The sequence below is a fragment of the Rugosimonospora acidiphila genome (assembly GCF_039543385.1).
Lineage (GTDB): Bacteria > Actinomycetota > Actinomycetes > Mycobacteriales > Micromonosporaceae > Rugosimonospora > Rugosimonospora acidiphila.
Window position 1 is genome coordinate 25,890 of sequence record NZ_BAABJQ010000040.1, and the last position, 12,609, is coordinate 38,498.

Here is a 12,609-nt window from a genome sequence, read left to right on the forward strand (position 1 = left end):
CACTGCCGCGTCCCCGCACGGTGCCACCGACGCGAGGGGAAGGGGAAACCGTGAGGGCAAGGGTATCCGGGCGAGCGCGACCGATGGGCATCGTCCTGCTGTCGCTCGTGCTGGTCGTCGGGATGGCCGGCTGCGCCAGGCGTGGCTCCTCGGCCGGTGGGGCCGCCGGCGACAAGGCGGCCACGTTCTACCAGGGCAAGACCATCACCATCACCACCAAGTCCTCGCCCGGCGGCAACGGTGACACCACCGCACGGCTGCTGGCGCAGTACCTGCCGGACTACATCCCCGGCCATCCGCACGTCGTGGTGAAGAACAACGCCGGCGGCGCGGGCAGCGTGATGATGAAGAACGTCGCCCAGGTGTTCCCCAACGACGGACTCAATCTCGCGCTGCCCGACACGGCGGTGGTGCTGCGCTGGATGTTCAAGCAGGCCGGCTCCGACTACCCGCTGGACAAGATGCCCATCATCGGCGACGTCACCGCTCCGCTGGTGGTGGTCGTGCGCAAGTCCGCCGGCACCGACCTCGCGGCGCTGCAAAAGCGCGCGCAGCCGCTGAAGGCGGGCAGCACCGCGCCGGGCGGCACCGGCGTCATCGACATGACCCTCGGCTTCGGGCTGCTGAACATCCCGGTCAAGGAGGTCTACGGCTACTCCGGTGCGGGCCCGGTGGCCCTGGCGCTGGAGCGCGGCGAGGCCGACACCGCCTCGCCGGCCGCCGGCGCCTACCTCAGCTCCTACAAGACGCTGTCCGACCGGGGCATCGTGTACCCGTTCTACCAGGTCGGCGACCCGGGCCCGAACAACACGCTGGTCCGCTCGCCCGCGCTGTCGGAGTTCCCCACCCTGCAGGAGGTGTACCAGCAGCAGTTCGGCCACGCCCCCACGGGACCGGAGTGGAACGCGGTGCTGAAGCTGGCCGACATGGTGCAGCTGGGCCTGTTCCTATGCGCCCGCCCCGACACCCCGCCCGCGGCGCTGACCGCACTGCGGCAGGGGTTCGACAAGATGGCCGCCGACGACAAGGTCAAGACCAAGCTCAACACCACGCTCGGTGGTGCGGTCAGCGTCGGCAACGGGGAGGCGGCCACGCTGCTGAAGAACCTGTTGGCCACCTCGGGTGACCTGCTGACCTCACTGGAGAACGCGGCGAACGGCAAGTAGCCCGGTGCGGGCCCGGACCGCACGCGTGGCTCGGGCCCGCACCGCGACCGACGAAGGCGGGTGACACGACGTGGTCGACGCGTTTCTCAACAGCGTGGGGCATGTGGCGAACGGCAGCGTGCTGCTGCTGATGATGGTGGGCATCGTGATCGGACTGCTCACCGGTCTGCTTCCCGGGTTGGGCGGCGTGGTGGTGCTGGTGCTGCTGCTGCCGTTCACCCTCACGATGTCGCCGTTCGAGGCGTTCGCGCTGCTGCTGAGCACCTACGCGGTGTTCAGCATCACCGGCGACATGACCTCGATACTGATCGGCATACCGGCTCATCCCGAGTGCGCGGCCCTGGTGCCCGACGGGTACCCGATGACGAAGCGCGGCGAGGCGGCCCGGGCGCTGGGCGCCACCATCTTCAGCGCCATGGTCGGCGCGCTCATCGGCGCGGTCATGCTGTTTCTGCTCATTCCGGTGCTGCGGCCGTTGGTGGTGGACATCGGCTCGCCGGAGCTGTTCGCGATCGTCCTGCTGGGACTGGCCATGGTGGGCAGCCTCAGCGGCAAGAGCGTGCTGAAGGGCATCGTGGCGGCGTGCTTCGGCATGCTGCTGGCCTCGGTCGGCACCAACGCCCAGACCGGCATCGTGCGGTACGGCTTCGGCAGCCTCAGCCTGCTGGACGGGCTGTCGCTGGTGGCCATCGCGTTGGGTCTTTTCGCGGTACCCGAAATCATGGAGCTGCACGCGCGCGGCCGGCACGGCGTCTCGGAGCGCCCGCAGCTGTCCGGCGGCGTGCTGACCGGAGTCAAGGACGTGCTGGCCCGCCCCGGGCTGCTGGTGCGTGGCAGCCTCATCGGGGCGGTGATGTCGATGCTGCCCGGGCTGGGCAGCGCGGTGGGGCAGTGGGTCGCGTACGGGCAGGCGGCGCAGATCTCCAAGCATCCCGAGCGGTTCGGCACCGGCGTCATCGAGGGCGTCATCGCCCCCGCCTCGGCGAACAACTCCAAGGAGGCCGGCTCGCTGGTGCCCACCATCGCGGTCGGCGTACCCGGCTCGGCCGCGATGGCGATCCTGCTCGGCGCCTTCGTCGTGGTCGGCATCAACCCGGGGCCGTCCATGCTCGGCACGCACCTGAACATCACCTACTTCATGATCTGGATGCTGGTACTGGCCAACGTGATCGGCGCGGCGCTGTCGTTCGTGTTCCTCAAGTCGATGGCCCGGATCAGCGTGGTGCCCGCGATGACCCTCATGCCGATCGTCAGCGCGCTGGTCATCATCGGCAGCGCGGTCTCGGCGGCGCGCTGGAGCGACGTGGTCACCCTGATCGTCACCGGCGTAGTGGCCTGGCTCATGCGCCGGGCCGGGTGGTCGGTCGTGCCGGTGATTCTCGGGTTCGTGCTCGGCGGCAACGCGGAGAGCTTCCTGTGGATCAGCGTCGGCACCTACAAGACCAGTTGGCTGCACTCGCCGGTGGTCGACGTGCTGTTCGCGCTGACCATCGTGCTGGCCGTGGGCACCGCATGGCGCAAGTCGCGATCCCGGCGGCGGGCCGTGGCGTCGGGCACGGTCGCCGAGGCGGACGGGCCGAGCCGGGCGTGGACCTGGGGATCGCTCGGCCTGGCCGCCGGCTTCACCGTGCTGGGCGCGGTCGCGCTGACCCTGGCCTGGCACTGGCCGCTGGAGGCGAGGGCGTTCCCGACCGCCATCGGCGGCCTGCTGGTGGTGCTCGGCCTGCTGGAAATCGGCGTGGAGGTGCGGGCGATGACCCGTCACCGCCGCGCCACGCCGGTGGGCGATTCCCCTGCGGGCGCGGGCGTAAGCCCGGGCGCGGACGTGGGCGGCGTGGGTGTGGGCGCGGTGCCGGACGCCGCGGCTCCGGTCGGTGGTCCGGCCCCGGATTCGTTGGTACCCGAGCCGAGCGGCACGCGCGTGCCGGGCGGCGGCGCGGGGCTCGCGGAACCGGCGGTGGCGGGCACGGCGACCGGTGTGCTGGACGCGGCCCCGGCCGCCGAGCCCCCGGCCGAGCTTCCGGTGAACCGGTCGCTGGCCGGCCTCGGCTGGTTCGTGGTCGCCGCGGCACTCAGCTACGGGTTCGGCTTCCTCATCGGGATGATCGTTTTCGTCTTCGGGTACATGATGTCCACCCGGCGCGGCCTGATCCGCTCGGCCCTCATGGCGGCGGCCGTGGGCGTGGCCTTCTACGTGCTGTTCGTTCTGGTCCTCAATGTGGCCATGCCGATCCCGCTGATCGGCCCCAGCTTCATCTGACGCCCAGCGGCCTCAACCGCCATCCGTACCCGCCGTTCGCAGCCGAAGGGAGCGTCGATGACCGAGTCGCAGCCGCCGTCCGCGGGCGGGCCCGGGCCGGTGGCCGCTGGCCCGGCGATGCCCGGGCGGATCTTCGACCTGCTGGACAACGTCACGCTGACCTCGGTCGGGGTGGACATCGGCTCATCCACCTCGCACCTCATGTTCTCCCGGGTGCGGCTGCGCCGCGAGGCGCTCGGACTGTCCAGCCGGTACCGGGTGGTGTCGCGGGAGGTGCTGTGGCGCTCGCCCGTGGTGTTCACCCCGTACCTCGCCGACGGCCTCATCGACGCCGACGCGGTCGCTGGGTTCGTCGGCGAGTGCCGCTCCCGCGCCGGCATCGCGCCCGAGGCCGTGGACACGGGCGCGGTCATCCTGACCGGGGAGGCGCTCAAGCGGCGCAACGCCCGGGCCCTGGCCGGCGCGGTGGCCAGCGGCTCGGGCGACTTCGTCTGCGTGTCCGCCGGGCACAACCTGGAGGCACTGCTGGCCGCGCACGGATCGGGCTCGGTCGAGGCGTCCTGCCGGGACGGCACCTCGGTGCTCTGCGTCGACATCGGCGGCGGCACCACCAAACTGGCCCTCATCAAGGCCGGTGAGGTGGTGGCGACGGCCGCGATCGAGGTGGGCGGACGGATGGTCGCCTGGGACGCCGATCGGCGGGTGACGGTGGTCGCCGCCGCGACGGGCGCGCTGGCCGCGCCGGGCGAACTCGACGGGGTGGGGCCGGGTGGGCTCGATGGGGCGGGGTCGGGTGGCGCTCCGCGCCCGGGCGAATTCTTCGGCCCGGAGGCGGAGCGGACGCTGGCCGCCGCGGTCGCGGCGCAGATCCTGGCGGTGCCCGCCGGGCGCCCGGCGGAACTGCGGCCCGACCTGGTGCTCACGGAACCGGTCTTCGACCTGATGACCGGCGCGGACGCGGTGACCTTCTCCGGCGGGGTCGCGGAGTACATCTTCGACCGGGACCGCACCGACCACGGCGACCTCGGTCGGGCCATCGCGGCCGAGATCCGGGCGGCGATCGCCCGCGGCGCGCTGGCGGCGCCCGTACTGGACACCGGGCAGGGCATCCGCGCCACGGTGGTGGGCGCCTCGCAGTTCTCGGTACAGGTCACCGGGAACACCGTGGCCGTGTCCGGGGCGGCCCTGCCGCTGCGCAACCTGCCGGTCGTGCATCCGAGGATCGACCTCGCCGGCGACATCGCGCCGGAGGCGGTGGCGGCGGCCATCGCGCGGGCGGCCAGGGCGCGCGACCTCTCCGGCGGCGACCCGTTCGCCATCGCGCTGCGGTGGAGCGGCCCGCCGTCGTACCCCCGGCTGCGGGCCCTGGCCGAGGGCATCGCCGAAGGCCTGCGCGGCGGCCGGTTCGCCGGTGCGGCGGGTGAGCCGCCGCCCGCGGTCATCCTGCTGGACCGGGACCTGGCCGCCTCGCTGGGCGCCCTGCTGGTCGAGGAGATGGCGCTGCCCGGTCCGCTGGTCTGCCTGGACAACCTGGAGTTCGCGCCGCTGGACTACGTCGACATCGGGCCCCGCATCTGGCCGGCCGGCGTGTTCCCGGTGGTCATCAAGTCGTTGCTGTTCGATGCGGCGGGGCGGACCGCCCCGGGCGATCCGCCGCGCCAGGCCGCGTCGAACGGCGCGTGGACGGAAGGAGGGCACCAGCATGAGTGACGCATCGGTCGCGGATCCGGACACCCGGTTTCTGATCAACGCGTACCGCGACTGGGTCGAGGGTGAGGGCGTGCCGCTCATCGAGGACTTCGCGGTCGACCTGCGCACTGCGCCGGTCGCGCCGTGGCCGCGGTTGGGCGTCAACGGCGCCGTGGTCAACGTGGCCGGACGGGGAGACTTCCTCGACCTGTGGCTGCTCGACCTGCCGCCCGGCCAGGCGCTCGTACCGCAGCACCACCTCTTCGAGGCGGTCGCGTACGTCATCTCCGGTCGGGGCAGCACCACCATCGAGACCCGCGACTGTAGCCACAGCTTCGAGTGGGGCCCGAAGAGCATGTTCGCGCTGCCGCTCAACGCGCGGTACCAGTTGTTCAACGCCAGCGGCCGGGAGCCGGCCAGGATCGCGCTGACCACCGCGTTCCCCATCATGATGAACCTGCTGCACAACGCGGACTTCATCTTCGATGTGGACTTCGAGTTCGCCGAGCGCCTGCGCGGCCCGGCCGGTCACTTCCGCGGCGAGGGGCGGCACCTGTCCGACCTGCACGCCGACCTGACGCACAACTTCTGGGAAACCAACTTCGTGCCGGATCTGGGGGTCTTCGCCGAACTGCGGCCGCTGGAGCGCCGGGGCACGGCGAGCAACGGCATCCAGTTCATGCTCGCCGACGGGGTGCTGCACGCGCACATGTCGGAGATCGCGGTGGGCCGGTACAAGAAGGCGCACCGGCACATGGGCGGCACGCACATCTACCCGGTCACCGGCGCCGGCTATTCGCTGCTGTGGTACGAGGGGGACACGACGCGCCACCGGGTCGACTGGTGCCACGGCGTGGTCTACTCGCCGCCGGACAACATGTACCACCAGCACTTCAACGTCAGCGGGGAGCCAGCACGCTACTTCGCGGTCAAGATGGGTAACTACCGCTACCCCGTGACGGCCCGGATGAACAGCCAGTTCGCGGCCAGCAGCGAGCAGATCCGGGAGCGCAAGACGCAGATCGAGTATGAGGACGAGGATCCCGCGATCCGCGAGCTGTACCTCAGCGAGCTGGCCAAGGTGAGCATCGCGCCCAAGTTGACCTGACGCGGCGGGGACAGCGGGGACTTGACCCGTGACCCTCGCTCATATCTTCTATAGGATATAGCTTTGCCGGCCAGCGTCGCGGACTTTACTGCGGGTCCCCGCGCCGAGCCGTGCTGTCCCGCGTCCTTTCGCCCACGCCGACCACAAGGGAGCGTCCGTGTCTGAGGAGCAGTTCAAGGAACCGTTGGATGGATCGTTCGCCGGGACGATGCGCGTCAACCGGCAGCCCACGCCGTACCAGCGCTACATGGCGGACGAGGGCATTCCGGTTTTCATCGGACCGGGCGTGCACGACGTGCGCGAGTTGGAGCTCAAGCCGTGGGCGCGGATGGGCGTCAACGCCACGTTCATCGACCTGGACAACACGACCGACCTGATGGGCATGCACGTCATCGAGATCCCGCCGGGCGGCTCGACCGAACCGATGCAGCACTGCTTCGAGGAAAAGTGCTGGGTGGTCGAGGGCGAGGGGACCACCGAGCTGAGCCTGCCGGACGGCTCGGGGCGCCAGCGGTTCGAGTGGCACAAGAACTCGCTGTTCGCGATCCCGATGAACGCCCGCTTCCAGCTGGTCAACGCGCGGTCGACCCCGGCGCTGCTGCTGGTGGGCAACACCGCGCCGACCGTGATGAACACGTTCGACAACCTCGACTTCGTGTTCGACAACCCGTTCGCGTTCGTCGAGCGCTACGACGGCTCGGCCGACTACTACAAGCCCAACACCGAGACCCTGGCGACCCCGGAGCTGGGCCGGGCGATGTGGAAGACGAACATCATCCCGGACATCGTCGACACCGAGTTTCCGCTGGACAACCAGCGCTCGCCCGGCTACCGGCGGATCGAGCCGAACATGGCCGGCGGCTACTTCCGCTGCTTCATCGGCGAGCACGTGCCGGGCCGGTACTCCAAGGCGCACCACCACAAGTCGGGCGCCGTGCTCATCTGCGTCAAGGGCTCGGGCTACACGTACAACTGGCCGAACCAGGTGGGTACCCGGCCGTGGGAAAGCGGCCACGCGGACCTGGTCGAGCGGGTCGACTACGTGCAGGGCGGCATGGTCGCCGCCGCACCGGGCGGCGGCACCTGGTTCCACCAGCACTTCGGCACCAGCGCCGGACCCCTGCGGCTGCTGGTGTTCTCCGGTGGAGTCCCCGGCACCTGGTCGCAGGAGTACGGGCGGACCAACAAGACCAAGGTGTGGACCAACGCCAACATCGAGGACGGTGGCAACAGCATCAGCTACCGCAAGGAGGATCCGCACATCCGCGAGGAGTTCGAGCGGAACCTCGCCGCGAACGGCGGCACCTCCATCATGACCGACGACCTCTACGCCTGATCGCCCGCACCGCCCGCACCGCCCGACCGCCCGCGCTGGCCGACGTGCCCGTGCCGGCGGGCGGCGGGCGGTCCCGGCCGCGGGTGGCGCGGGCCGCTGTGCTGCCGGGCTCGGCCTGCGCCCCGCGAGTCGGGGCACGGATCGACTTTCGACTGTTCCCTCTATCACCTGCAGGATATAAGATATTTCGAAACCCGCCGCTCTGGGAGGCGGGATCGACGCACCACAGTGTGACCGGACGCGCCGGCGAATTCTCCGCGCGGGATCCGGCCAGTCGCGTGACGCATGACCTATGACTCGCACCCGGCGCGCGGTGGTACCCGCGCCGCGGAGACGTAGATGGGATCGGTCGAAGTCATGAACGGTATTCTCAGATCGCCGGTGACCCGGGTGGTGTCCGTCCTCGCGGCGGCAACGGTACTGGCGGCATGCAGCGTCGGGGTGAACGGCAGCGGCAGCGCGGGCGGCTCCTCGGCGTCCGGCACGGACGCGGTGACCTTCGCCGGCAAGACAATCACCCTCGTAGCCCCGTTCGCGGCCGGCGGCTCGGCCGACGTCCTGGCGCGCCTGACCGCGACGCAGCTCAGCGACTTCCTGCCGGGCAAGCCGACAGTGGTGGTCAAGAACATGGACGGCGGGGGAGGGTCGGTCGGCCTGAACTACGTGGCCAACCTGCAACCGGCCAACGGCCTGACTCTCGGGTTCTTCGGCGCCGGCATGGCGACCCGCTACATCGCCAAGACCGCGGGCTTCGACGACCTTCCGGACCAGCCGCTGATCGGAGGCTTCCCGCAGGGACTGGTCCAGCCGGTCCGAGCCGCCCTGGGTACCGACATCCCGACACTGCAGAAGTCCTCGAAGCCGCTGCGGGTCGCCGAGACCTCCGCCGGCGGCACCGGCGCCCTGTCGGCCACCATCGGCGACGGCCTGCTCGGCATACCGATCAAGCAGATCTTCGGGTTCAGCGGCGGCGGGGCCGACGCGGCCACCTCGATGCTCAGCGGCGAGACCGACGCCGCGCAGACCGCCGACACCTCCTACGACCAGACGTTCCAGCCGTACGTCAAGAGCGGCAAGTTCAACGCGCTGTTCCAGACCGGCATCATGAACTCCCAGCAGCAGATCGTCCGCAGCCCCCTGGCGCCCAACGTGCCGACGATCCTGGAGATCTATCAGCAGCTGCACCCCAACGCGCAGCCCTCCGGCGAACTGTGGACGACCTACCAGCTCGCGGCCAACCTGAACACCTCGAACTACGTGCTCGCGGCGCGAAAGGGCACCCCCGACAACATCATGTCGACGGTGCGGACCGCGTTCAACAAGATGGCCGCCAGCGACGGCTGGAAGACCTTCACCCAGTCGAAGCTCACCGTCCCGCTGGCGACCACGGACGCCACGGTGGCCACCAAGTCGTGGAACGCGTTCCTGGACAGCTCACCGGAGCAGGTGGCGCTGTTCAAGAAGTACAGCGGTCTGAAGTAGAGGGTGCCGGCGAGACCAGACCAGGAGGTTGCCCGGTGAGCAGCGCATTCGTCGCACCGAGCGGGGAGCAGACCTACGCGGGGACCACCCGATACCGCCGACCGGCCCGCCCGTACGAGCGGTTCATGGCCGAGCAGGACATCCCGGTGTACCGGGGGATAGGCGTGCGCGACCTTCGCGCGCTGGAACTGCGACCGTGGGCGCGGCTGGGCGGCAACGGCGCCTTCATCCAGACCGACGGCACGGACGGTCAGTGGGGCATGTTCCTGATCGAGGTGCCGGGCGGCGGCGTCACCAACCAGGAAAGGCACCTGTACGAGGAGGTCTTCTTCGTCGTCGACGGGCGCGGCACCACCGAGGTGTGGCTGGAGGGCGGGCCGCGAGTCCAGCGCTTCGAGTGGGGCCCGGGATCCATGTTCGCCATCCCGCCCAACGCCAACCACCGCATCGTCAACGGCTCATCCGACCCGGCGCTGCTGTTGGCCGGTACCAACGCGCCACCCATCATGAACATCTTCTCCAGCGAGAGCTTCGTGTTCGACAATCCGGCGAGGCTCGTCGATTTCGCCGACGACGGCGACTACTACCGGCCGCCGGAGGACATCGTCCCCGACCCGGTGCGTGGCCGGGCAATGTGGCGGACCAACCTCGTACCGGACGTGGTGAACGTCGAGCTGCCGCTGGACAACGAGCGCTCGCCCGGGTATCGGCGGGTGGAGCCGCACATGGCCACGGACGCGTTCTTCTGCTTCATCGGTCAGCACGAGCCCGGCCGGTACTCCAAGGCACACCGGCACCCCTCCGGCGCGGTGCTCATCTGCGTCAAGGGCGAGGGGTACACCTACACGTGGCCGCGTGAGGCCGGCATGCGCCCGTGGGAAACCGGCCAGGAGCACCTGGTGAAGCGCCAGGAGTACGTGGCCGTCGGGATGGTCTCCGCGGCCCCGGGCGGTGGCGACTGGTACCACCAGCACTTCGCCACCGGCCCGGAGGGCCTGCGCCTGCTGGTGTGGGACGGCAGCGGGCGCTCCTACTACGGCTGGGGCGCGCCCGGCGAGGAACTGGTCGCCTCGCGGGTCAGCGTGCACCACGGCGGCCGGAGCATCGACTACGAGGACGAGGATCCGCACATCCGGCGGGAGTACGTCCGCCAGCTCGAGCGGCGCGGTGTCGCGCCGCGGATGGGCTTGACTGGTCCGGATCGTGGCGCGGCGCCAGACGCGCCGAGCCAGACCGGTCGCCCGAAGGGAGCCTGACATGCTTGGTGCGCTCGGCTCGGCGTTCTCGCAGTTCGGTTCGATGAGCGTCCTGTTGCTGTTGTTGGTCGGCACGCTCGTGGGGCTGGGCATCGGCCTGCTACCGGGCATCGGCTCGATCGTGGCCATGTCGCTGCTGCTGCCGTTCACCTTTCACATGTCCAGCTTCGAGGCGTTCGCGCTGCTGCTCAGCCTCTACGCGGTGGTGACCACGGCCGGCGACCTGACCTCCATCCTGATCGGCATCCCCGCGCATCCCGAGTGCGCGGCGATGATCCTGGACGGCTACCCGATGGCGCGCAAGGGCCAGGCCGGTCGGGCGATGGCGGCCTCCACCTACTCCGCGGTCATCGGCGCGGTGATAGGCGCGATCGCGCTGGCCATCTCGGTGCCGATCATGCGGCCGATCGTGCTGCACATCAACGCCGGTGAGCTGTTCACGCTGGCGATCCTGGGCGTGGTGATGGTGGGCGCGGTCAGCGGGGACTCGCCGCTGCAGGGCGCCGTGCTGGGCGGGGTCGGCCTGCTGCTGGCGGCCGTGGGGCCCGACGCGCAGACCGGCATCATCCGGTACGGCCTGGGCTCCACGTACCTGATCGGTGGGGTACCGCTGATCCCGCTCGCGGTCGGGCTGTTCGCGGTACCGCAGCTTTTCGCGATACACGCGCGAAGACGAGAAACTCTCGGCAAGACGACCACCATGACCGACGTCGGCCGGCGCACCGGGCTGCGGGACACCCTGACGCACTGGACCCTCGTTCTGCGCGGCAGCCTGATCGGCGTGGTCACTGGGATCGCGCCCGGCCTGGGCTCGTCGCTGGGACAGTGGGTCGCCTACGGCCAGGCGATGCAGACGTCGAAGCATCCCGAGCGGTTCGGTCGCGGCACCATCGAGGGCGTCATCGCGCCGGGTGCGAGCAACAACTCGAAGGAGGGCGGCTCGCTCATCCCCACCCTGGCGTTCGGCGTGCCGGGCTCGGGTGCGATGGCGGTGCTGCTGGGCGCGTTCCTCATCCTCGGGCTGACTCCCGGCCCGAGCATGCTGGAGGACCACCTCAACATCACGTTCTTTATGATCCTGATCCTCGTGGTGTCGAACATCCTGGGCGCCGTGCTGTGCCTGACCTTCCTGCGGCCGCTGGCCGCCATCACCAAGCTGCGCGGGGGACTGATCATCCCGTTCGTGATGTTCCTGGTGTTCGTGGGTGCCGCGGCGACCACCGGCCAGTTCGGCGACCTGGTCGTGATGCTCGTCGCCGGCCTGATCGCCTGGGTCCTCGGCCGGTACCACTGGCCGGTCATCCCGGTCATCCTCGGCTACGTGCTGGGCAAGAGCGCCGAACCCAACCTGTTCATCGCGCAGCGGGCCTACGGTTGGGCGTTCCTGGAGCGGCCGATCGTCATCGTCATCATCGCCATCGCGGTGGCCACGTTCATCTGGTCCACCCGGCTGCGCCGCCGGCAGCGGGCGCTGCGCCCGGCGCAGGAGGGTGACGGCACGGTGCGCATCGGCGCGGCGACCTGGCCGTCGCTGGTCATCTCGGTGTGCCTGACCGGGCTGGCGCTGTTCGCCGTGCTCGCCGCGCAGGGCTGGTCCCGGGACGCCAAGCTCTACCCGACGATCGTCGGCGTCGCGACGACCGGATTCGGCGTGCTGTGCATCCTCGAGTGCGTGCGCGCGCAACTGCGGTACCGGCGGCGGCAGCGCGCCGCGCTGGCACCGGACGCCGGCGCCGCGGCCCCGCCCGAGTCCGCGCCAATGCCCGCGTCGACACCACCGCCCGCGGCGGCACCCGCGTTCGGGCCCGCGTCTGGGCCCGCGTCTGGGCTCGGGACCGCGGTCGGTGCCGGGGTCGGGTCCGGCACCGCCCTGGCCGGCACCGCCGCCACCGCCCTCGTCGAGGCCGGCGAGCCGGTCGAGGCCGACGAGGTCGAGCGGGTGGCCGCGCCGAAGCTGCGCTCCGAGATCTGGATGCTGGCCTGGCTGCTGTGTACCTTCCTGGCCACCCGGGTGGTCGGCATCGGGCTGGCGGGCATGGCGTTCGCGGTCGTCTACCTGGTCTTCGCGGCCCGGGCGAAGCTGCGCGTGGCGCTGTTCTACGCGCTGCTGATCGGGGTCATGTTCTATCTCATTTTCGTGCACGTCCTGGCCATCGTGCTGCCGCCCACCGTGCTGCAGTTGACCGTGCTGGGCCTGCACCTCACGTAAGGTCGGCGGCGCTCGCCGTCGTTGACAGCCTGTTGTCTATATGAAATGGTCCAGATGCTTCCGCTGGACAGAACGTTGCGAGCGCGACACTCTCCCGGCCGGC

The 12,609-nt window shown here is 70.4% G+C and carries 8 protein-coding genes; all 8 read left to right on the forward strand.

What is annotated here, in order from left to right; genetic code table 11:
• Positions 1 to 83: 83 nt before the first annotated feature.
• The 8 genes from ABEA87_RS38160 (at position 84) to ABEA87_RS38195 (ending at position 12,506) form a co-directional block, all read left to right on the forward strand.
• Positions 84 to 1,166: a type 2 periplasmic-binding domain-containing protein gene (locus tag ABEA87_RS38160; protein ID WP_345638194.1), complete on the forward strand. Its 1,083-nt coding sequence runs from the start codon at positions 84 to 86 to the stop codon at positions 1,164 to 1,166.
• Positions 1,167 to 1,236: 70 nt separating this feature from the next.
• Positions 1,237 to 3,426 carry a tripartite tricarboxylate transporter permease gene (locus ABEA87_RS38165; protein WP_345638196.1) on the forward strand — a complete coding sequence of 730 codons (2,190 nt, stop codon included), beginning with the start codon at positions 1,237 to 1,239 and terminating at the stop codon, positions 3,424 to 3,426.
• Between the two features lie 57 nt (positions 3,427 to 3,483).
• The gene (locus tag ABEA87_RS38170) at positions 3,484 to 5,136 is read left to right on the forward strand and encodes an ethanolamine ammonia-lyase reactivating factor EutA (RefSeq protein WP_345638198.1); all 1,653 of its coding nucleotides are present in this window, start codon (positions 3,484 to 3,486) and stop codon (positions 5,134 to 5,136) included.
• Positions 5,129 to 6,223, forward strand: a complete 1,095-nt coding sequence (locus tag ABEA87_RS38175) for a cupin domain-containing protein (protein WP_345638199.1) — start codon at positions 5,129 to 5,131, stop codon at positions 6,221 to 6,223. Before ABEA87_RS38170 ends, ABEA87_RS38175 begins: the two co-directional genes overlap by 8 nt.
• A gap of 157 nt (positions 6,224 to 6,380) precedes the next feature.
• Positions 6,381 to 7,559: a cupin domain-containing protein gene (locus ABEA87_RS38180; protein WP_345638200.1), complete on the forward strand. Its 1,179-nt coding sequence runs from the start codon at positions 6,381 to 6,383 to the stop codon at positions 7,557 to 7,559.
• A gap of 357 nt (positions 7,560 to 7,916) precedes the next feature.
• On the forward strand, positions 7,917 to 9,041 hold the full coding sequence (locus ABEA87_RS38185; RefSeq protein ID WP_345638201.1) for a type 2 periplasmic-binding domain-containing protein: 1,125 nt from the start codon (positions 7,917 to 7,919) through the stop codon (positions 9,039 to 9,041).
• A 35-nt stretch (positions 9,042 to 9,076) separates the two neighbouring features.
• The gene (locus tag ABEA87_RS38190; RefSeq protein ID WP_345638203.1) at positions 9,077 to 10,297 is read left to right on the forward strand and encodes a cupin domain-containing protein; all 1,221 of its coding nucleotides are present in this window, start codon (positions 9,077 to 9,079) and stop codon (positions 10,295 to 10,297) included.
• A 1-nt stretch (position 10,298) separates the two neighbouring features.
• On the forward strand, positions 10,299 to 12,506 hold the full coding sequence (locus ABEA87_RS38195; protein WP_345638204.1) for a tripartite tricarboxylate transporter permease: 2,208 nt from the start codon (positions 10,299 to 10,301) through the stop codon (positions 12,504 to 12,506).
• The last annotated feature ends 103 nt before the right edge of the window (positions 12,507 to 12,609 follow it).

Coding starts and splice junctions, on each gene's coding strand:
- ABEA87_RS38185 (WP_345638201.1), top strand. CDS start 7,917: ATGAACGGTATTCTCAGATCGCCGGTGACCCGGGTGGTGTCCGTCCTC.
- ABEA87_RS38175 (WP_345638199.1), top strand. CDS start 5,129: ATGAGTGACGCATCGGTCGCGGATCCGGACACCCGGTTTCTGATCAAC.
- ABEA87_RS38170 (WP_345638198.1), top strand. CDS start 3,484: ATGACCGAGTCGCAGCCGCCGTCCGCGGGCGGGCCCGGGCCGGTGGCC.
- ABEA87_RS38195 (WP_345638204.1), top strand. CDS start 10,299: ATGCTTGGTGCGCTCGGCTCGGCGTTCTCGCAGTTCGGTTCGATGAGC.
- ABEA87_RS38160 (WP_345638194.1), top strand. CDS start 84: ATGGGCATCGTCCTGCTGTCGCTCGTGCTGGTCGTCGGGATGGCCGGC.